General features: G+C 34.3%; 16 protein-coding genes. 4 read left to right on the plus strand and 12 right to left on the minus strand.

Annotated elements, in window-relative coordinates:
• Nucleotides 1-11 precede the first annotated feature (11 nt).
• The gene (rpmA, locus tag AC07XU_RS08790) at nucleotides 12-425 is read left to right on the plus strand and encodes a 50S ribosomal protein L27 (protein ID WP_494943267.1); all 414 of its coding nucleotides are present in this window, start codon (nucleotides 12-14) and stop codon (nucleotides 423-425) included.
• Between the two features lie 318 nt (nucleotides 426-743).
• Here the strand turns inward: rpmA and AC07XU_RS08795 are convergent, their stop codons facing one another.
• From AC07XU_RS08795 to rnr, 3 genes are read right to left on the minus strand one after another with little or no spacing between them, the layout of a single operon-like run.
• Nucleotides 744-1706: a polyprenyl synthetase family protein gene (locus AC07XU_RS08795; protein ID WP_494943268.1), complete on the minus strand. Its 963-nt coding sequence runs from the start codon at nucleotides 1704-1706 to the stop codon at nucleotides 744-746.
• Nucleotides 1707-1709: 3 nt separating this feature from the next.
• Entirely contained in the window at nucleotides 1710-2894 is a 1185-nt protein-coding gene (locus tag AC07XU_RS08800; protein WP_494943269.1) for a carboxypeptidase-like regulatory domain-containing protein, read from the minus strand.
• A gap of 2 nt (nucleotides 2895-2896) precedes the next feature.
• Nucleotides 2897-5038, minus strand: coding sequence for a ribonuclease R (rnr, locus tag AC07XU_RS08805; protein WP_494943270.1), 2142 nt, complete (start codon nucleotides 5036-5038; stop codon nucleotides 2897-2899).
• A gap of 248 nt (nucleotides 5039-5286) precedes the next feature.
• On the opposite strand from rnr, the gene AC07XU_RS08810 reads away from it, so the two are divergent.
• A complete protein-coding gene (locus AC07XU_RS08810; RefSeq protein ID WP_494943271.1) occupies nucleotides 5287-6252 on the plus strand; it encodes a hypothetical protein in 966 nt (321 codons plus the stop codon).
• A 176-nt stretch (nucleotides 6253-6428) separates the two neighbouring features.
• On the opposite strand, the gene AC07XU_RS08815 is transcribed toward AC07XU_RS08810, so the two are convergent.
• The 6 genes from AC07XU_RS08815 to AC07XU_RS08840 all read right to left on the minus strand — a co-directional run bounded on the left by AC07XU_RS08815 (nucleotide 6429) and on the right by AC07XU_RS08840 (nucleotide 15215).
• Nucleotides 6429-8141: an ABC transporter ATP-binding protein gene (locus AC07XU_RS08815; protein WP_494943272.1), complete on the minus strand. Its 1713-nt coding sequence runs from the start codon at nucleotides 8139-8141 to the stop codon at nucleotides 6429-6431.
• Nucleotides 8142-8364: 223 nt separating this feature from the next.
• The gene (locus tag AC07XU_RS08820) at nucleotides 8365-9087 is read right to left on the minus strand and encodes a 3'-5' exonuclease (RefSeq protein WP_494943273.1); all 723 of its coding nucleotides are present in this window, start codon (nucleotides 9085-9087) and stop codon (nucleotides 8365-8367) included.
• Between the two features lie 604 nt (nucleotides 9088-9691).
• Entirely contained in the window at nucleotides 9692-11086 is a 1395-nt protein-coding gene (locus tag AC07XU_RS08825) for an arginine decarboxylase (RefSeq protein WP_494943274.1), read from the minus strand.
• Nucleotides 11087-11691: 605 nt separating this feature from the next.
• Nucleotides 11692-12270, minus strand: coding sequence for a PhnA domain-containing protein (locus tag AC07XU_RS08830; RefSeq protein ID WP_494943275.1), 579 nt, complete (start codon nucleotides 12268-12270; stop codon nucleotides 11692-11694).
• 490 nt (nucleotides 12271-12760) lie between these two features.
• Nucleotides 12761-13690: a citrulline utilization hydrolase CtlX gene (ctlX, locus tag AC07XU_RS08835; RefSeq protein ID WP_494943276.1), complete on the minus strand. Its 930-nt coding sequence runs from the start codon at nucleotides 13688-13690 to the stop codon at nucleotides 12761-12763.
• A gap of 76 nt (nucleotides 13691-13766) precedes the next feature.
• Nucleotides 13767-15215 (minus strand): arginine deiminase family protein, encoded by a 1449-nt coding sequence (locus tag AC07XU_RS08840; protein WP_494943277.1) that lies wholly within the window; start codon nucleotides 15213-15215, stop codon nucleotides 13767-13769.
• A 276-nt stretch (nucleotides 15216-15491) separates the two neighbouring features.
• Here AC07XU_RS08840 and argS point away from each other — a divergent pair, with 276 nt between their 5' ends.
• Nucleotides 15492-17264 carry an arginine--tRNA ligase gene (gene argS, locus AC07XU_RS08845; RefSeq protein ID WP_494943278.1) on the plus strand — a complete coding sequence of 591 codons (1773 nt, stop codon included), beginning with the start codon at nucleotides 15492-15494 and terminating at the stop codon, nucleotides 17262-17264.
• A 65-nt stretch (nucleotides 17265-17329) separates the two neighbouring features.
• Here argS and AC07XU_RS08850 read toward each other — a convergent pair whose 3' ends face one another.
• The 3 genes from AC07XU_RS08850 to AC07XU_RS08860 are packed head-to-tail and all read right to left on the minus strand — an operon-like array spanning nucleotide 17330 to nucleotide 19759.
• Complete coding sequence (locus AC07XU_RS08850) at nucleotides 17330-18115, minus strand: phage tail-like protein (protein WP_494943279.1); 786 nt, start codon at nucleotides 18113-18115, stop codon at nucleotides 17330-17332.
• Nucleotides 18115-18912: a phage tail-like protein gene (locus tag AC07XU_RS08855; RefSeq protein WP_494943280.1), complete on the minus strand. Its 798-nt coding sequence runs from the start codon at nucleotides 18910-18912 to the stop codon at nucleotides 18115-18117. The genes AC07XU_RS08850 and AC07XU_RS08855 overlap by 1 nt, the downstream gene beginning before the upstream one ends.
• 7 nt (nucleotides 18913-18919) lie before the next feature.
• Nucleotides 18920-19759: a phage tail-like protein gene (locus tag AC07XU_RS08860; protein WP_494943281.1), complete on the minus strand. Its 840-nt coding sequence runs from the start codon at nucleotides 19757-19759 to the stop codon at nucleotides 18920-18922.
• Nucleotides 19760-20171: 412 nt separating this feature from the next.
• On the opposite strand from AC07XU_RS08860, the gene AC07XU_RS08865 reads away from it, so the two are divergent.
• Nucleotides 20172-20954, plus strand: a complete 783-nt coding sequence (locus AC07XU_RS08865) for a sulfite exporter TauE/SafE family protein (RefSeq protein WP_494943282.1) — start codon at nucleotides 20172-20174, stop codon at nucleotides 20952-20954.
• Nucleotides 20955-21014: the final 60 nt, after the last annotated feature.

Raw genomic sequence — 21014 nt, forward strand, 5'->3', positions numbered from 1 at the left:
TATAAAATAAAATGGCACATAAAAAAGGAGCCGGTAGTTCTAGAAACGGACGTGAATCGCATAGTAAGCGTTTAGGTATTAAGATCTTTGGTGGTCAAGAAGCTATCGCTGGTAACATCATCGTTCGTCAACGCGGAACAAAACACCACCCAGATAAAGGCGTAGGTATTGGTAAAGATCATACTTTATTCGCTTTGGTACCTGGTATTGTTACTTTTAAAAAGAAACAAGATAACAAATCTTATGTTTCTGTTTTACCTTTAACTGTAGAAGATGCTGCACCTGCTAAAGTTGCTGCACCTAAAAAAGTAGCTAAAGCTGCTGTAGAGGTTGAAGTTAAAGAAGAAAAAGCACCAGTTGCTAAAAAAGCACCTGCAAAAAAAGCGGCTAAAGCTGATGAAGCTGAAGCTGAAGTTGCTGAATAATATTGTAATTTATTTACAAAAGGAAAAGTCCCGATCTTTCGATTGGGACTTTTTTTGTTTTAAAGAAGTTAGTTATTGCTGATTATTCTCTTTTCGTGTGTAAAAAAAAAGGTTCTTCGACTACGCTCAGACTGAAGATATTATAATTTTAATAAATTTTTATCATTCTCTAGCAACGAGGAATTTCATTACCTTTTAAGATTAGAGATTCTTCACTGCGTTCAGAATGACAAGATTAAGGTCTTCGACAAGCTCAGACTGACATGTAGGCGAATAACGAACAGTTTAACTACTGAACTAATGAACCAACAAACCATCTCAACGGTCTCTTTCCATAATCTGTTGTACCAATTCTCTAAATTGAGTTTTTTTCTCATCATCAACAGCCAAATCATTTAACGCTTTTAGCGCTTTGGTTAAATACTGATCCATTTCTGCAGTTGCTAAATCTTTAATTTCGTATTTGTTGTAAAGCGCTGTTACTTGTTTTATCTTTTCTTCTTGAATAAAATCTACACTGGTTAGGCTATGCGCTTCATCAGCCTGTGCCAAAGCCAAAGTTTTTAAGTGTAAAAAGGTTTTTTTGTTTGAGATGATATCGCCACCAACTTGTTTGCCAAATTTTTCGGGGTTTCCGTAAACATCTAAAATATCATCTTGCAGCTGAAAAGCAATGCCTAAATTTTCGCCAAACTGATACAATAAATCTGCATCTGTCTGGTTTGCACCAGACACAATAGCACCTAATTTCATGGCTCCACCTAATAAAACTGCTGTTTTTAAGCGGATCATTTCTATATATTCTTCAATACTTACATCGCTTCGCTGTTCAAACTCCATATCCAATTGCTGACCTTCACAAACGCCTTGGGCAGTTAGATTAAAAGTATCTAAAACAGGTTTTAATACCGTAATATCAACTTTTGATAGATGCTTGTTAGACTCAACCATCATTACATCGCCACTTAAAATGGCATTATTTATACCCCATTTTTCGTGAACAGTTACTTTACCTCTACGTAGTGGCGCATTATCCATAATATCATCATGCACTAAGGTAAAGTTATGGAAGGTTTCTATGGCTAAGGCTACATCTAAGGCCTTTACGGCATCATCATTAAATAATTCGGCGGCCATTAAAACCATTACTGGCCTTATGCGTTTGCCGCCTAAACTCATGATATAACGGATGGGCTCGTATAGATTTGCAGGGTGTTTTGGGTAAACTATTTCTACTATAGCTTTTTCTAAAATTTCTTGTAATTGTATTGGGGTATGCATTCTTTATGGGTTAATCATGGTGCCGAAAGCTTTTTTGCTTTCCATCATTCTAATAAACGAATCTTCGAGGGTTGTTTGCTTAACTACCGGATTATCTCTCCAGAAATTGGCATCATAAGCAATTGATTCGATTACCTTTTTATCTTTTGTTTTTCTATTTAACTCTTCAAAATTGAGCATACTTAAATTTTTATCTTCTCTAAAAACTGTTAATAGCGAACTCGTACCTGCATTTATAGGTATTCCTTTAGAAGAAAGGTTAATTAAAAACTTAGTAGAAACACTTTCTAAAATAGGAATTGGATGTCCTTTGCCGTTAAAAGTAGCAATTGTACTCACAGCTGGCGGAAATTTTGCAGTTGCATCTGTTGTAGAAATTGGCAAATTGTAAACGTTGTTTTCTAATCTGTAAATTTTAGAATCTTCTACACCAACGTAATAGGTAGAATTAACATAGTATTGTTTACGCTTTGCTTTTTTGTATTTGCATGTTATAATAGCAATCTTTTGATCTGCTTGGTCAATGTATTTTTCTACAGCAATGGTATAATCTGCCAAATTATTGAGGTTAACAAACGTGCCTCCTTTAGTAGGCATTAAATAGCCACTGTATGAAAATGTTAAATAAGATTGATTATTCAATGAAAAGGAAATATCATCTTTATACTCAGCAAATCTGCTTTGTCTGGCATTCCAGCCCTGTACGCGTTTGGTATTCCATTTTAAATCGTAAAAAAGCTCATAAATTTGCGTCGGCTTATCATTTACGGTTGTTAGTTGACGATAAAATGCATTGGTGTAATAAGAAATTTCGCTGTTGGCTGTAGCCAATTCTAATGCCGATTTTAAAATTCGTTGCCCTAAAAAAGGATCAATTGTTACTACATTTAAGGTTAGTGTTGCGGGGTTAAGTTTAATGATTAGATTTTCTGGTTTTTCATTTAAATCTATCTCATTCAACAAATAACTAATATGGCTTGCCCTAACTTTTGCTGGGTATCCATTTGTTCTTAATATAAATTCGCCATTATCGTTACTCACTGTAGCATTATTGGTGCCTACAACTCCGATAGATACAAATGGAATTCCGGCTCCTGTGGTTTCATCAATTACTTTGCCTTGTATAACTTGCGCTTTTAATTGCAAAAAACCAAAAACCAATAAAATACAAATCGCTACTTTCTTCATATTTAATCTTGCATCAGGGTAAAATCTATTTGGCGTTTAGAAAGGTCCACTTTTTTAACTTTAATTTGCACTTCATCACCTAATTGGTATTTTTTGTGCTTTCGCTGACCAACGATGCAGTAATTTTTTTCATCTAATACGTAAAAATCATCAGTAATGTCTCTTAAACGAACCATACCTTCGCATTTGTTTTCGCTTATTTCAACATACATACCCCATTCGGTAACGCCAGAAATAATACCGGTGTAAATGCTGCCAATATTTTCTTCTAAAAACTCTGCCTGTTTGTACTTAATAGAAGCTCTTTCTGCATCTGCTGCACGTTTTTCCATGGCCGATGAGTGTTTACTCGCATCTTCATATAAATCTACATTTGCAGATTTGCCGCCATCTAGATAAATGGCCAACAAGCGATGCACCATCACATCAGGGTAACGACGAATAGGAGAGGTAAAGTGTGTGTAATGATCAAAAGCTAAACCATAGTGACTGGTTTTTTGCGTGGTATAAATTGCTTTTGCCATAGAGCGGATGGCCAATTGCGTTAACATATTTTGCTCTTTTTTGCCCTCCACATCTTCCATTAAAAAATTTAACGATTTGGCAATGTCTTTATCGGTTTTCATGTTAATTTTATAACCAAAACGAGATGCAAAAGTGGCGAAGTTGTTTAGGTTTTCTAGGTTAGGTGTATCATGAGAACGGTAAACAAAAGTTAGTTTGTTTTTGCCATTGCCTTTTTTAGAAATAAATTCAGCCACTTTTTTATTGGCCAACAACATAAAATCTTCGATTAATTTATGTGCATCTTTTCGCTCTTTTACATAAACGCCAACAGGCTTGCCGCGTTCATCAAGCTTAAATTTAACCTCAGTACTTTCAAAACTTATGGCGCCATTTTTAAACTTTCTATCTCTTAAAATATAGGCCAGCTCATTTAACTTTAAAATTTCTTCTGCAAAATCACCAGTTTTGGTTTCAATCACTTCTTGAGCTTCTTCATAACTAAATCTTCGGTTGCTATGTATAGTCGTTCTGCCAAACCATTGCTCAATAATATTAGCTTCATTGTCTAGTTCAAATACTGCCGCAAAACACAATTTATCTTCGTTAGGGCGTAATGAACAAACACCGTTACTTAATCTTTCTGGTAGCATAGGAATTACTCTATCCACCAAATAAACCGATGTAGCACGTTCATATGCTTCTTTATTTAATGCACTATTTGGTTTTACATAATGCGAAACATCTGCAATGTGTACGCCAATTTCATAATTTCCATTGTCTAATTTTTTAAACGAAATGGCATCATCAAAATCTTTAGCATCAGCCGGATCTATTGTAAAAGTTACCGTTTCTCTAAAATCTCTTCTACCTTTTTCATCAATTTCTGCCTCGATAACTACTTCAGGTATCGCATTGGCTTCTTTTTCAACTTCAGCCGGAAAGCTTAATGGAAAACCATATTGCGCCAAAATAGCGTTCATTTCAGTATCGTTTTCGCCTTGCGTACCTAAAACGTGTATAATTTTTCCTATCGGATTTTTTGCGCCATCAGGCCAATCGGTAATAGCAACTTGTACTTTCTGACCGTTTTTAGCACCATTTAAATCGTTCAACGGTACAAAAATATCCTGATGCATTTTTCTATCGTCTGCAATTACAAATGCAAAACGCTCGCTTACTTTGGCAACGCCAATAAAATCTGTTTTAACACGCGATATAATTTCAACTACTTCGCCTTCATTTTTGCGACCACTGGTTTTTTTAGCAAATACATAAACTTTTACTTTATCGCCATTTAAGGCATTTTTGAGTTTACGTGGTGCTACAAAAATATCTTTTTCAAACTCATCATCAGGTACAATAAATGCAGATCCATCTGCAGTCATATCAACCGTGCCGGTAACAAAAGTTTTTAAATCCTTTAATCGAAATTTACCACGCTCTGGTCTAATAAAAATCCCTTTTTCGGTTTGTTCAACCAGTATTTCCAAAATGGTTTCGGCCGATGCCCCATCTGTTAAATTCAGCTTTGCTGCAACCTGTTTATGGTTTAGTGCAACATTTTTGTTTTTATTAAAAATATCTGTAATTAACTGTGTTAAAACGAGTTTTACCTGCGAATTTTTATTTTTAGCCATATCAATTTGCGTATAGTATCGAAGATAGTAATTGTAAGTTTAGCTTAAGCTATTTTTATGAATAAATAACGTTTCTATAACACAAATTAGTAGCATTATTGTTTGGTAAAGCAGGGTTAGTATCCTTTTTCAGCGGTGGTCCTGCTTTTCGTTCCTGCCGATGAAGAATCGGCATTCACTGCAATCAGGTTTGTAAAACAAAAGTCTATGCTAAAAACTTACAAGCCGCTAACAACGTAAATCTGAAAATGAAAAAACTTCTATTATCTACTTTGTTTTGTTACCTAATAGCAAATTTACATGCTCAAACATCAGTTTCTGATACCTTAATGCATAGCAAGCAAAAATCTAACTTGGCTTATGTTTCACTTTACAAAGAAAATAGTGAAATGTCTTATACATCACCAGCTGGCGAAATTGGTGCGCCATCAAAATATGTAATTAATGGCAAGTTAACCACTTCATATATAATTTTTGCTCCTCAAAATTTGCCAGTTGCATTTTCTGTTAATCCAGATTTTACGGTTAGAGTTAGATCAGAGCGTTCGGCAGGAGTGAGGACACCAAGTTTTAGATTGGGAGGAACTTTTTATGCTAGCTTAACCGATGATATCCGCAATTATCAGTATGCACAATTGAGTTTTACTCACCATTCCAATGGTCAGGATGGTGCTGCTGTTTTAGCAGATGGCAATATTAATACACAAACTGGAAATTTTAACACCAACTATTTAACTTTTGCTTATCGTTTTGGTAAATTTTTAGATCCAAACGCAACTAACGGCAATTCAAAATCTCTTCATCATAAAATAGGTTTAGAATGGCACAAGTGGTTTGCTTATGAAAATGCCCTTAACGGAGATTATGGCTTTACCCGATTAAACTATGATTTTTCTTACCGCATTTATCAAATTTACGATGGTAAAAAGAAAGCTAGCTCAAATACACAAGTTATAGAAAAAGAAACATGGCGCTTTAATGCCCAAGCTTCTTACGCCATAAACAAGTACGATAATTATAATCTTTTAGCGGCTAAAAGAAGGTTAAATGTTGAAGCATCAGCCAACTATAGTTTGCCGTTTATGCAGAATGTTTTTGTAATGGCAAGTGTTGGTTACTACGGCGAAGATCCTTACAATATTTATTTTAAAGATCGCTACGCATTCATGAGATTTGGTTTATCGAGTACGTTTACGAGGTATAGAGTAAAATAGGTTTATCGTCATGCTGAATTTATTTCAGCATCTGCATCGAATAGGGCAACGTAATAAATATTACAACTGAAAACCGATTAGTAATTTTCGTCATTCCCAGTAACGAGGAATCTCATTTGTGAATTTATTTACAAAAATCCTTCTCCGCCTCGGCGGATCTGAATGACAAAGATCCATTAAAAACTATTCTTCCCCGGTATGGCTGCGATTAATCGTTTGGTATATTCAGCTTTTGGAGAATTGTAGATGATTTCTGGGAAACCTTCTTCCTCAACCTTTCCTTTGTTCATTACAATCATGCGGTCTGAAATATGTTTTACAACAGCTAAATCATGTGATATGAAAATGTAAGTTAGGCCAAATTCTTGTTGTAATTCTCTTAGTAAGTTTAACACCTGCGCTTGTACAGAAACATCTAAAGCCGAAACAGATTCATCGCAAATAATAAATTTTGGTTTTAATGCCAAAGCTCTTGCAATCACAATCCGTTGTCTTTGTCCGCCAGAAAACTCATGAGGATAACGGTCGAAATGTTCGGGATTTAAATTAACCTTTTCTAATAAATGTAACACATGCGCTTTGCGTTCTTGGTCGTTTTTAAATACTTTATGTACTTGCAAAGGTTCCATAATGGCATTACCAACCGTTATTTTTGGATTTAATGAAGAATACGGATCTTGAAAAATGATTTGCACATCTCTGCGCATTTTTCTCAAATCGACTTTGTTTAATTTAGTTAAATCCTTCCCATCAAAAATAACATTACCCGATGTTGGTTCAACCAAGCGTAAAATACTTCTGCCTAAAGTTGTTTTTCCACAGCCACTTTCGCCAACCAAGCCCAAGGTTTCGCCCGGAAAAACATCAAAAGTAATATCGTCTACCGCCTTAACGTAAGATTTTGTCTTGCCAAATAATCCTTTTTTTATCGGGTACCAAGTACACAAATTTTGAACCTGTAATAAGGGTTTTTGTGTATATAATTGATGGCGTCTTTCTTCAATTTCTTGATCAGTAAAACTGTTTATTGCCAATAAATGTTGCACACCAACAGCGGTATCTTCATTTAAAAAATCTGCCACAACTGGTAATTTTTTTAATCTCCGCTGTGGTGCTGGTCGACATGCTAAAAGCCCTTTCGTGTAAGGATGTTGAGGGTTGTTAAACAATTGCTTTGCTGGTCCTTGCTCTACAATATCACCTTTGTACATTACCAAAAGCTCATCTGCAATTTCACTCATTACTGCTAAATCGTGAGAGATGAATATTAAACCCATGTTTCGTTCGTTTTTAAGGCGTAGCAGCAACTCTAAAATAGTTTTCTGAACTGTTACGTCTAAAGCAGTAGTTGGCTCGTCAGCAATAAGTAATTCGGGATTACAGCTCAATGCCATCGCAATCATCACTCGCTGTTTCTGTCCGCCAGATAATTGATGAGGATAGCTCTCAAAAATATTTTCTGGGCGAGGAAGTTGAACTTCGTTAAATAAGGCAATTGTCTGGGCCTTTGCAGCTTCCTTACTTATTTTTTGGTGTAAGATAATTGCTTCCTCAACTTGGTAACCACAGGTAAAAACTGGGTTTAATGAGGTCATTGGTTCCTGAAAAATCATGGCCATTTTGTTGCCACGATAATTTCTGATCTCGTGATCAGACAAGTTAAGTAAACTGATATTTTCGAAATCAATTGATCCAGTAATGTTGGTATTTTGAGAATCATGCAAACGCATGATGGAGAATGAAGTAACAGATTTACCTGAGCCACTCTCGCCAACAATGCCTAAAACTTTACCTTTTGCCAAGTTAAAACTAACTTTATGTACGGCTTCACTCCAAGTTTTTTCTTCTCGGTTATAAAATGATATGGCGAGTTCTTTTACATCTAACATTGATTACTAAGGTAAAAAATATTTTGACTTGTTAGCGTGTAAATAAATAGTTTGGTTAGTGGAGACGTCAAACCGAGATACTCAACCGAAGATTTGATTATTAGCTAATTCAATGCAGCATAATTTTTTTTTCTTTTCATTAATTGAAAAGTAAATAGCCTTTTAGCGGGTAGCTGAGGAAAGCTTGAGCGCAGGATTTTCTTTCTTAAAAATATCTTACTATTTATATTTTTTCAGGAGCAATAGAAATATCTTCATCAGCAATTGCTGGTAATCCTTTAAAACGCAGTAAAATTTGTGCAGTAGTAATTACATCTTTTTGGCAGTAATTTACTATTCGTTTTAAATTTTTCTCTTTGTAATACACGTCTTTAACCATACTGCCATCAATATCATCTTTTGGTGTTGGAATGTTAAAAATTGCGGCCAATAAATTTAACGAGGTATAGTTTTTATAATCTCCAAACTTCCAAAGTTCCATGGTATCGATATGGTAAATTTCCCAGGGTTTTTTACCTGCTATTTGTAACTGTTCTGGAATGGTAACTGCGTTAACTAACATTCTGCGACATAAATAGGGAAAATCGAATTCTTTTCCATTGTGTGCACATAAAATGAGATCTTTAGGTTGTTTTGCTAACAATTCGTTAAACTGATTTAGCACTTCAACTTCATTATCGCCGTAATAGGAATTAACTCTAAAGTTTAGTTTTCCTTGTTGTTTGTGAAATAAGCCTACGCTAATGCAAATAATTTTACCAAACTCCGACCAAATTCCTGCTCGCTCGTAAAATTGCTCTGGTGTTTTATCGTCTTTGCGATGAAATTGCGTTTTGTTATCCCAAAGAGCTTGCATCTGTAATGGCATTTCTTCGAAAAATTCATACAAAGGCACAGTTTCAATGTCAATTACAAAAACCTTATTTAAGTCTACTTCTTTAAGCATAGGTAGGTTATGTGCTATAATTAAATAGGGGAATGGAAGATAGGAAAATTAATGTGAATTTTCCAAATGTGGCTAAAGCCAAATTAATAATCTATTAGTCCGTTGGCTGAAGCCAACGGCAATGAACTTCACAGCACAAAAAAAATAATAAATTTCAAATTAATTGCCGTCGGTTTTAACAGAGAAAATGTTTATTAATTGTGTTTAGATTTTTTAAAACATATCAAATTCATTGCCGTCGGTTTTAACAGAGAAAATGTATATTAATTGTGTCTATATTTTTTAAAACATATCAAGTTCATTGCCGTCGGTTTTAACCGACGGATAACAAATAATGCTTTTTGGCTTTAGCCACATCATAGCATCACAAGCTTTTGTTTTCTAAACCTGATAAAATGGAAAGCCCACATCCGCCGCGGCGGAGAGGACTTGGAATGATAGCAGGACTAAATTATCCTATTAGCACTGGTTTTGCTTTACAAATAATTTTTAATTAGTTATAGAACAGATTTCTCCTCGATAAAAATCTCGTTCGAAATGACGAAAATAATAAAAAAAAATCCCTCTCGAATTTGAGAAGGATTATATTATAATTTAAGCTATGTTACGAAGTGTAACCTAGAATTTTTAACACCTGCTTACTATTTTGCTCTTCGCCAAAAACCTCGAAATTAAAAGTTTCATCGCGGTTACGGCGTATAATTACGTGTTTAGGACTAGGCAACAAACAATGATGAATACCGCCATAACCACTTAAAACCTCTTGGTAAGCACCAGTGTTAAAGAAACCTAAATATTGTACCTTACGGGTTTTAGGCATAAAAACACTGTTCATATGAGCTTCTTGATTGTAATAATCTTGTCCATCGCAAGTAATACCGCCTAAGTTAACACGCTCATATTCAGCATCCCAGTTGTTTATTGGTAAGAGAATATATTTTTGATTTAAAGCCCAAACATCTGGTAAGTTGGTAATGAAAGAACCATCTAACATTAACCATTTCTCGCGATCGTTTTGTTGTTTACGACCCAAAACTTTGTATAAAATTCCAGAAGCTTCGGCAACTGTATATTTGCCAAATTCGGTAATAATATCTGGTTCAATTACATCATGTTCAGCACAAATTTCTTTAATTCGCTTTACAATTTCGTTAACCATGTATTCGTAATCGAAATCGAAAACTAAGCTATCCTTAAATGGCATACCACCGCCAATATCTAAAGTATCTAACTCAGGATTAATCTTTTTGAACTTACAATAAAGCGTAACGTATTTCTCTAATTCGTTCCAATAATAAGGCGAATCTGTAATACCAGAGTTGATAAAGAAATGCAGTAACTTTACCCTAAAGTTCGGATTACCAGCAATTTTGTTGTTATAAAATTCAATTACATCTTCTAAACGAACGCCTAAACGAGAGGTGTAAAATTGAGAGTCTGGTTGCTCTTCTGCCGCAATACGGATACCCAAATTACAAGGTGTATCCATTTCAATTTCGTCGTCGTAAAGATTAAATTCTTCCTTGTTATCCAGTACCGGGATGATATTTTTATAACCATCGTGCAACATATCTACAATATATTGCTTGTATTGGTAAGTTTTAAAACCATTACAAATTACGGTAATGTCTTTAGTTAAGGCACCTTTTTTCTCCAAAGCTTCAATCATTGGCATATCAAAAGCCGACGAAGTTTCTAAGTGAATACCATTTTTAAGCGCTTCCTCAACAATATGTCTAAAGTGCGAGCTTTTGGTGCAGTAGCAATACTTATAATCGCCACGGTAATTATTTTTAATGATAGCCGTTTGAAACAACAATTTAGCTTGTTGTATCTTTTTACTAATCATCGGTAAATAGGTGAAACGTAATGGCGTACCATAAGTTTCTATCATTTCCATTAAATTAAGGTCCTGAAAGTACAATTCGTCGTCAATAACGCTGTAACCTTCTTGCGGAAAACCAACACTTAAGTCAAGAAATTCTGAGTAACTCTGCATTTATAATAAATAATTTTTGCAAAAATGTAATTTTAATTTGAGAATTAATGTAGTAGTTTAAAATTAATCGGTTTTGTATGAAAAAGTTTTACGAAAAGGATATAATTCTTTACAACATTTGAAAAGCAGAAACAGTTTTAATCGGCAATTGCAGCCCTGCTAATCGCTTTATTTCGCACCAACCTAAAGATCGGGGCTACATGCTCGCTTATATCAGGTTTAGATGGCAAAGTTGTCGGTGCTATTTAAGGTTGGATGGTGTTGTGCAGCAAAACAAAAAGATTGGTGGTTGGTGAATATTTCCAATAAACTACTAATGGAATAGTTTTTTTATGATTTATAATTCTCATAGTTAAAAACAACAACTTTGTCATTCCTAGGAACGAAGAATCTCATTTTTTAATATGATGTTAGAATCCTTCTCCGCCGCGGCGAATCTGGATGACAAAGAAAGCTAAAAATTCACTTCATTAATGTTGATTGTTATAAAATAAAAATCATTCAGACTGACGGTAAAAATAAATCTTTGCGTTCTTTGTGTCTTTGCGGTTATTAATAAAGAGGAGATTGATTCACTTTGTTCGCAATGACGACGGAGAAAAGAACTATCCTTTTCTCAAATATTTAGTTAAAATCACAATGGTTTGGCCTTCTACTTTACCTTCAATTTGTTCGGTATTATCATGCACCAAACGAATGTTTTTAACCACAGTGCCTAATTTTGCACTTAAAGTTGAGCCTTTAACGTCTAGCGTTTTAATTAAAACAACAGTATCACCTTCATGCAAGCGAGCGCCATTGCTATCTTGGTGAAATTCTACCGTTCCATCTTGCTCATGATCGCCGGTTTTTTTAGCCCATTCTAAGGTTTCATCATCAAGGTATAAAATATCTAAGCTGTCGGCAGCCCAACCCTCATTTCTTAACCTGCTTAACATACGCCAAGCTACTACTTGTACGGGGGCAAATTCGCTCCACATGGTTTCGGTTAGTATTTTCCAATGCTCAGGATTAATCTGTTCTGTTTTCTCAATCTGATCTAAGCAGGTTTTACACACTAAAACACTGTTATCTGTATTGGCATTGCTAGTAGGAGGTACTTCATAAACAGTTAAATGAGCTGTAGCTGTACATAATTCGCATTTATTACCTGAACGAGTTGAGAGTTGTTTTTCTAGAGACATGTTTATTAGATTTTCCGCGAAAATACTAATTTTATTTGGATGGGGCAGCGGGTTAAGGATTCCGACTTTTGGGATTTATGAAATAGAGTTGATAGAAGAGATACTTCACTGCGTTCTGGATGACAACATTGAAGATTTAGCTTCGATAAGCCCTTTGAGGTTCTCAATCACGAAAAGCTCATTTCGAAAATAACGGATAATTGAGCTTGGGTGCGCTCAGGTTTCTTAGGTGGTTAAGAAATCTTAGCGTTCTTTATATTTTCGCGGTTAAAAACATTACTATTTGAGATCCTTCACTGCGTTCTGGATGACAAAACTAAAATTGTTTCTCAATTGCGAACAGCTCATTTCGAAATAAATTGTAATTGAGCTTTGGTTCGCTTAGGTATCTTAGGGGGTTGAGGAGCTTTTGCGTACTTTATATCTTTGTTGTTAAATCTCAACTGTGAAAGGTTGCAGTGGTGATATTTAAACTATGTTCTCTAGGTTTCTATGTGGTTAAAAACTGCCTCAAAGGCAAATGAACCTCCGCCAACATACACCTTGCACTACCGCCTCCATTTTGCTCTATGGTATAAATTGGCGCATAAATCAGTTTGGCGTATTTTGATAAGGTTTTAATTTGTATTTCATCAAGTACTTTATAAGCTTGCTCAGACATTACTAACAAACTTTCACCCTTGTTATTTTTAACTTGTAACATGTTACCTGCAAAATGGTTCATTTGGTCCAGACTAATTTTAATAACTTCTTTGCTAGAAAGGCTTAATGCTTTTTGTACAAAATCACGTTCGTACAAATTAGGTATCGAATCAAGACAGATCACAGCAAATTTATCTCCAATACACATCATCACATTGGTATGGTAAATTGGGTAGTTTGATGAATCAACCGCCTTAAATATTACCGATTTATATCCTGCCAATTGACAAAAATTATTAAATGCTTCTACCTCAGTACGTACGCTTAAACAAGCATAAGCAATTTTTTCTGCCCGATCTAAAACCATGCTGCCTGTACCCTCTAAGAAAATATTTCTGTTTTCGTAAAAGCTTAAATCATTGATGTGGCTTATCTCAAAATTGCGCTCTAAAGTTTTTAATATTTCATTTCTTCTTTCTAACCTACGATTTTCAGAAAACATAGGATAAAGAAAAACAGCGCCATCTTCATGAAATGAAACCCAGTTATTCGGGAAAATAGAGTCTGGAGTAGCTGGTTCTAAAGTATCGTCAATAACTGTTACATCAACTCCGTTATCACGAAGAACTTTTACAAAGCCATCAAATTCAAGTAAAGCTTGTTGTTGTACTTCACTTTGCTCACTAGCTTGCTGAAATTTATTGTTTCCTGCTGTTTGTTCGTTGAATTTAAAATCAACAGGGCGGATCATTAAGATATGGTTTGTGATCTGGTTCATTAGTGCATTGTTTCAATGGCTCATTTGTTCATTGGTTCATTCGATGTGATTTACAAATGAACTAACTACAAATGAACTAATTATCTAAATTGTCTCTCAAAATCGGTAAACTCATACAGTGAAAACCGCCACGAGCACGAGATAATTCTGCCGAAGGCATCAAAATTAAAGTGTCTGTAATGGTTTCTGCATCTGCTTTGCCACTTTCTAAATCATTAATTAAATCTTTCACATCAACTACATTAAAACCTTCCGCTTTAAAAGCTTCAACTGTTTTATCATTTCTATCGTAACCTAAAACAACTCCTTCTTTAATAGCCAAGAGGTTACAAGAGTCGGTCCATTGCTCTCTCGAATCGTAAGGGAATTGATTATTGCCGCTATAAATAATTTTGGTAGGTTCGGTACTCTTTAAATCATTCTGACTAATGTCATTTAACAAAGCTTCTACATGCTCAAAATATTTAGGTTGACCTGGTTTATCTTTATGAAATTGAATAGCAGTTGTGGCTTCTAATTTTTCTGGTTCTTTTAAAAAGTTAATTGGTTCATCTGCATTAAACTTAGGCGAATGAGCGATAGAATTTAAAATTACCCAAGTATTGCGTTTTACTTGTGTAAAAACAGTATCCAAATGCATGTAATCTCGCTTTGCTGGAATTTTAACAACCGTTACTTTTTCTACTACGTTTTGGTCGAACAAAAGTTTAATGGCTTCATTAGCACCATGCTCAGAAGTACGTTCACTGCAACCAATTAGTACATGGTTTGGGCTCACCATCATTACATCGCCACCTTCTAAAGTAGTGCTAAATGCTGGCTCATCTCCAGGCCTTAAAAAGTGCATGGTAACATCGGGTATTTCTAAAATATTGTTGCTGTAATTTTCAAAAATTGGATGGTTAAAGAAAATGTAACGCATCAACAATGTTTCGCGAACACGAGCTTTTTTAGCAGGCTTGTTTAATAAAATATGATTATTGATGGTTGTACCTACATCTCTGGTAAAGATTAAATTAGGTATTGGAGCAAAAATCATCGTGTCATCTGGCAAAGTTCCAGAGATGAAAATTTCTGCTAAATCTTTAGGATTGGTATTGGTTAATTCTAACTGTACTTTATAAGTGCAACCTTCAATAGCGGCAACGGCAGCCACCAATTTTTTTCTGATAGATTCATTTTCTAACATTTCGCTCAGTAAATTCTGAACTTCGATAACTGATTTAGAATTATGAAAATCTGGATGATTTGGCTTAAAGAAATTTCGGTTAGCTTCATCCGAATCAATATCTGCTAATTTACCTTTGATTTTTGCTGGATCCAAAAAATACATCAACAGTTTAAGGTAATAATCGTATTCGCCCTTGCGGATAGTATCAAGGTGTACAATATCCTCAAAAAGCCAGTCTTGCGCTTTAGAAGGTACTACTTTTCCCAACCCGCTATCAGGACTGTGGATGAGTAATTTTCTCAATCTTCCAATTTCTGTATTAACGTTCACTTCGAAATTTTCTTTTCCGCTCATATATTTGGTATGTCTCGTTACAAAGCTATTAGATTTTTTGAAAGTCCGAAAGTATGAAAGTTGGAAAGAAGGAAAAATTAGGAAGAATGGTTCATTGGCATCATTGGTTCATTAGTTAGGTTTGCGTTAGGGATAGGAGCGGTATACTTTTAGCCCAAGCGCAGCGAAGGAAAGCTAAAAGATATAGCGGATAGCCCGCCCGAACGCCCAAATTATTATTTTTAAAGCATCAATATGTTTCTTTCAGCTTTAGTCTTTAATCGCTATTTTTGCATCATGAATTTTATTATCACTGCCACGCTTAACGCAATTAAACATATTTACAACGAGGAAATTGCCGAAAGTGTAATCAATATACAAGAAACACGTAAAGAATTTGAAGGTCAGGTAACAATTGTTGTTTTTCCGATTACTAAAATTTCTAAGAAATCGCCAGAAGAAACGGCAACTGCAATAGGTGAATATTTAGTAGCAAATGTAGCAGAAGTTACTGCTTTTAATGTGGTAAAAGGCTTTTTAAATTTAAGCATAGCTGATGATTACTGGATCAATTTATTCAATAATGAGTTGTTAAATGATGATTTTGGTAAAGTGAAAGCGAATGGCAAAAAAGTAATGGTTGAGTATTCATCGCCTAATACCAACAAGCCTTTACATTTAGGCCATGTACGTAATAATTTATTGGGTTATTCGGTTGCTGAGTTGCTAAAAGCCGATGGTTACGAAGTTTTTAAAGTTAACTTGGTAAACGATAGAGGTATTCATATCTGCAAATCGATGTTAGCTTGGCAAAAATGGGGTGATAATGAAACTCCAGAAAGTTCTGGATTAAAAGGCGATCATTTGGTAGGGAAGTACTATGTAATTTTTGATAAAGAATACAAAAAAGAAATAGATGCGCTAAAAGCTGAAGGACAAACCGAGGATGAGGCTAAAAAGAATGCACCACTAATTAAAGAAGCGCAAAAAATGCTCTTAGCTTGGGAGGCAGGTGATGAGCAGGTGATTAGTCTTTGGAAAAAGATGAACGGTTGGGTGTACGATGGCTTTGAGGTGAGTTATAAAAACTTAGGAGTTGATTTTGATAAATATTATTACGAAAGCAACACTTATTTATTAGGTAAAGATACCGTTGATGAAGGATTAGAAAAAGGTGTTTTCTTTAAAAAAGAGGATGGCTCTGTGTGGATTGATTTAACTGCCGATGGCCTAGACCAAAAATTGGTGTTGCGTGCTGATGGAACTTCGGTTTATATCACCCAAGACTTAGGAACTGCACAAATGAAATATGATGATTTTGGCATGGATCAATCAATTTATGTGGTTGGTAACGAGCAAGATTATCACTTTAAGGTTTTGTTCTTGATTTTAGAAAAACTAGGTAAAAGCTGGGCTAAAGGTTTGCATCATTTAAGTTACGGTATGGTAGATTTACCTAGCGGTAAAATGAAAAGTAGGGAAGGTACAGTTGTTGATGCTGACGACTTGGTTGCTGAAATGATTAATACTGCAAAAGAAAAAACAGAAGCATTAGGCAAAATCAACGATTTTTCTGAAGAAGAAAAAGCCATACTTTATTACAATATTGGTTTAGGTGCTTTGAAATATTTCTTATTGAAAGTAGAACCTAAAAAACGTTTGTTATTTGATCCTGCAGAGTCCATAGATTTTCAAGGCAATACTGGGCCGTTTATTCAATATACACATGCAAGAATTAAATCGCTTTTAGCAAAAGCTAATTATAAATCGGGAGTGAAGAGTTTGGATTTTGGAGTATTAGAACCAACAGAGTTGGAAATGATTATGCTTCTGGCTAAATATCCTGTTGAATTAACTAATGCAGCAAAGGCATACAGTCCGGCATTTTTAGCGAACTATTTATATGAAGTGGCAAAGTTGTTTAATAAGTTTTACCACGAAGTTCCGCCAATTGTTAAAGAAGAAAATGAGGTATTAAAACAACATCGTTTAAATATTTGCAAGGTTACAGCCGATGTTTTAAAAGCAGGTACAGCGATATTGGGTATAAATGTACCAGAAAGGATGTAGATTAATATATAACTATTTTATAGCTATTTTCTTTTGCATTATAAATTAATTCATTGATTATTGTTTTATTGAAACATATTTAAAAAAGTAACAGATAAGCCAGCATTGCTATTAGCTTTAATTACATTAGTTGTGGCACCACTTCCATTTCTAAGCAAAATTTTAACAGCCTGCTCAGTAGTTAATGTAAAGACAAAAGTAAATGTGTATCCTTGTATACTTGCTGAACCAAAATTTGAAATATCACTTATTGTTTTTACATCAGTAATAGGTGTAAAGCTAGAAGTTGTAGAAGAACTGGTTACAATAGCAGCATCTAAAACGTATAAGTGTTTAACAGAGGCAATTGTACCGCTATTTAATGAAGTATTTGATTGACAATCGATAGATATATCTACTCTATATGTGCCCGCTGGTAAAGTAATATCTGTACCATTTGGATTAGGAATACCTAAAGTATTGGTAAATGTAGTATTCGAATTTGTAAAGCTTAAATAATTAATATCTGTGTTTGCGGGGGTCAAATTTCCTGTAGTAACCTTTAAATTTAGAACACGGGCAATTTCACTATTCACAATTAACCTATTCCATTTTGCTCCATCCCAATAATAATAACCTTTTGCATGAGTGCCCGATTGGTTATAAATAAGTGAACCAATGCTTGGGTTGTTAATTGGTGAAGCATTATCAGTAAGATTAACTAATGTATATTTTGGTAACAATACGCCTCTATCAGTCGCAACAATATCTAATGCCGCAGATGAATGAGGATTTAGTGTATTAATGCCAGTTTGAGCATTAATAATTTTACTTAATAAGATTAAGATAAAAAGCGTATAAAATTTTTTCATTAGTATGATTTTTCGATAATTATAGAGGTATTGATAATGTTAATATCTCCGTTATAACTACCACCAGTTGGTCTAGCTAATTGAAATTTTACAGTTTTAACTGTGCTTATTTCAAAAGAGAAATTGAAGACAACGGAATGCTTTCTTCCATCTGCTAAAGACCCAGATGTATTTGATGTTGCATTCATTTTTATATTTTGTCCTACTGATTCACTACCATCCCACATTCTGCCAGTATAAAAGTGAGCATGGGAACTTATGGTGCCATTAGTAATGGCGGCACCAACATTTGTTTCATCAGTGATTAAATTTTGCACATTTAATGCTATAGTAAAAACATATTTCCCAGGCTGTAAGGTGAAATCACTGCCTCCAGTAATTGTTATATCTCCACCAGAGTTATTTGAAACTATTACAAACCCACCTAACGTATTAAATGTAGAACTCATAGGGAATACAGTGTTTGACGGATTTTGATAAACTGCATTCATTATGGAATTTTCTCTTGTTGCCAATAAACTCCAAACTCCATTCAGAAATATATAAAAACCTGTTAATTGATCATTGCCAACATTGTATACAACCAAGCCTTCTGCAGGGTTGCTAATTGGCGAAATGATATTGTCTAGCGTTGTAATCGTAACTCTTGGAGGCAAAAATGCTTTATTATTTGTATTAATAGATAAATCGAGCGCAGCTGATGGATTTGCTATTCGAGAATTAACAGCGGTGTTGTTTTGGGCATTAGCAAAGCAAATAACAAATGAAAGTGCAAAGCTTAGTGTAAAATTTTTCATATCACTTCTATTTAATTTTTGTTATTTTATAATAAGAACCTTCAGGGATGATGTTTACTAAATCATTATGTGATGATCCTGAACGCCTTCCGATATTTACAAAAAAACGTGACGTTGGAAAACTACTATTGGTAGCTGCAGTAAAAGTTAAGTTAAATGTTACTCTATGTGGTTCGTTTATAAACGATAATGAAGATCTTTCAGTTCTTACCCTTGGTAAATCAATACCTCCAGTTGTTAAAAAAAAGTCAATAAAATATCCCATGCTATAATAGGAGCCTTGCAATGGTTCTCCTCGTCCTACCTCTGGAGCTGGAGCACTAATTAAAAATGAAACTTCTAATGTATAGGTTCCACTACCTATTGTAGTTCTTAATTCTGTAGCAGTTTTACTAACTACTAAATTAGGTAAATAGCCAGAATTATATATAACAAGATTATTGGTAGCACCAATTACATTGCTGGTATTTCCAGGGTCCGCATTATCAAGAACTGCTATGTTTGAACCATCTATTCCGATAACTGCTGTTTTGGGTGTTTCTTTAAATAATAAATGAGCATTCCAAGCACCTAGGCCCATATTTGCAGCTCCGTCCCAATGAAAAAGAGTATATTTTGTATTGGTGTTAGTGTTAAATATTAATAATCCATCATTTGGTGTAGAAGTAATGGGGCTTTTATCATTTATATTTAATATACCCATTCGAGGGAATAATACTCCCTTATTTGTTGTTGATACTTCGAGATTTGAGGATATAGTAGGATTTTTTGTGCCAATTCCACTTTGAGCTTTTGCATCAATTAAAAATACAATAACATATGCTACTGCAACAATTATTTTTTTCATTTATAGAAGCATTATAATAAAAATTCAAAAAAAATCTATGCAATTAAGTGTCCAATAAGCAAACAAAATTTGTATTAACCTTATAAAAATTTGTTTTTATAGTTGCTTAACGAAAAAAATCTACAATTAATTTTATTGAAAATTATCAATGAACACATCATTTACCACATAAAATGAATTTTAATCTACAGAAATATATAATTTGCGAAATAAAAATAAATTATGGTTACACAATTTTATATATGGAAATAGGTATACAATATGGAGTTGAATTTCCTCTAAAATCCCCTAAAAAATTTAATGATGACTTAAGAATTAGCTCATATTGTAAAAATATTGGTGATAAACCCAAAATTACAGTGTTTAACAATTGTAATTTAAAATGAAAATTATTGTAAAAAAGATATTTTAGATGACTGATTATTTGCAAGAACTCGTTCTCCTCTGTTTAGCAGCATTCTCGGCTGGTTTTATTGACGCAATTGTAGGTGGGGGCGGATTATTGCAAACGCCAGCAACGCTATTAATTTTGCCACATTATCCTGTTGCCAGTATTTTTGGCACAGTTAAAATCCCATCGTTAATGGGTACCACTGTAGCTGCTTATAAATACTCCAAACAAGTAAAATTTAATTTAAAAGTTTTAGGAGCTTGTGTTTTTACAGCTTTTTGTGCATCACTTTTAGGAGCGTATTCAGTAAGCCTAATAAATAATGAAGTAATAAAGCCGATTATTTTAGTGGTGTTAATTGGAGTAGCCATTTATACCTATTTTAATAAACAATTCGGTATCCATCAGCATAAAGAGCATTCCATTAAAAAACAAATTTTATTAGCTGGGTTTTTCGGTTTAATTATAGGTTTTTATGATGGTTTAATAGGTCCGGGAACGGGTTCTTTTCTAATCTTAGCTTTTATAGCTGTGCTTGGATTTGATTTTGTTGGAGCAAGTGCCCATGCTAAAATTGTGAATATTGCTACCAATTTAGCAGCGCTGATTTACTTCAGCTCAACAGGGCATGTATTGTATCAATATGCGTTGCCAATGGCTGCTTTTAATATCTTGGGCTCATTTTTTGGCGCTCGGCTCGCCTTGCTAAAAGGCAATAAATTTATCCGTATCTTCTTCTTAATTGTGGTTTTTGGAACAATATTAAGATTTGCTTGGGATGTTCTTAATAGATTAGTTCATTAGTATCAATTGTTCATTGGCCAATAGTGCCACTTTCGTAAGAATTATATGTTATTTTTAAGA

The organism is Pedobacter sp. GW456-11-11-14-TSB4, from assembly GCF_059424425.1.

Excerpts from the sequence above, each read along its gene's own strand:
- AC07XU_RS08820 (WP_494943273.1), bottom strand. The coding sequence starts at position 9,087 with ATGCTTAAAGAAGTAGACTTAAATAAGGTTTTTGTAATTGACATTGAA.
- rnr (WP_494943270.1), bottom strand. The coding sequence starts at position 5,038 with ATGGCTAAAAATAAAAATTCGCAGGTAAAACTCGTTTTAACACAGTTA.
- AC07XU_RS08830 (WP_494943275.1), bottom strand. The coding sequence starts at position 12,270 with ATGTCTCTAGAAAAACAACTCTCAACTCGTTCAGGTAATAAATGCGAA.
- AC07XU_RS08810 (WP_494943271.1), top strand. The coding sequence starts at position 5,287 with ATGAAAAAACTTCTATTATCTACTTTGTTTTGTTACCTAATAGCAAAT.
- AC07XU_RS08865 (WP_494943282.1), top strand. The coding sequence starts at position 20,172 with ATGACTGATTATTTGCAAGAACTCGTTCTCCTCTGTTTAGCAGCATTC.
- AC07XU_RS08840 (WP_494943277.1), bottom strand. The coding sequence starts at position 15,215 with ATGAGCGGAAAAGAAAATTTCGAAGTGAACGTTAATACAGAAATTGGA.
- AC07XU_RS08855 (WP_494943280.1), bottom strand. The coding sequence starts at position 18,912 with ATGAAAAATTTTACACTAAGCTTTGCACTTTCATTTGTTATTTGCTTT.
- argS (WP_494943278.1), top strand. The coding sequence starts at position 15,492 with ATGAATTTTATTATCACTGCCACGCTTAACGCAATTAAACATATTTAC.
- ctlX (WP_494943276.1), bottom strand. The coding sequence starts at position 13,690 with ATGAACCAGATCACAAACCATATCTTAATGATCCGCCCTGTTGATTTT.
- AC07XU_RS08825 (WP_494943274.1), bottom strand. The coding sequence starts at position 11,086 with ATGCAGAGTTACTCAGAATTTCTTGACTTAAGTGTTGGTTTTCCGCAA.
- AC07XU_RS08850 (WP_494943279.1), bottom strand. The coding sequence starts at position 18,115 with ATGAAAAAATTTTATACGCTTTTTATCTTAATCTTATTAAGTAAAATT.
- AC07XU_RS08800 (WP_494943269.1), bottom strand. The coding sequence starts at position 2,894 with ATGAAGAAAGTAGCGATTTGTATTTTATTGGTTTTTGGTTTTTTGCAA.
- AC07XU_RS08795 (WP_494943268.1), bottom strand. The coding sequence starts at position 1,706 with ATGCATACCCCAATACAATTACAAGAAATTTTAGAAAAAGCTATAGTA.
- rpmA (WP_494943267.1), top strand. The coding sequence starts at position 12 with ATGGCACATAAAAAAGGAGCCGGTAGTTCTAGAAACGGACGTGAATCG.
- AC07XU_RS08860 (WP_494943281.1), bottom strand. The coding sequence starts at position 19,759 with ATGAAAAAAATAATTGTTGCAGTAGCATATGTTATTGTATTTTTAATT.
- AC07XU_RS08815 (WP_494943272.1), bottom strand. The coding sequence starts at position 8,141 with ATGTTAGATGTAAAAGAACTCGCCATATCATTTTATAACCGAGAAGAA.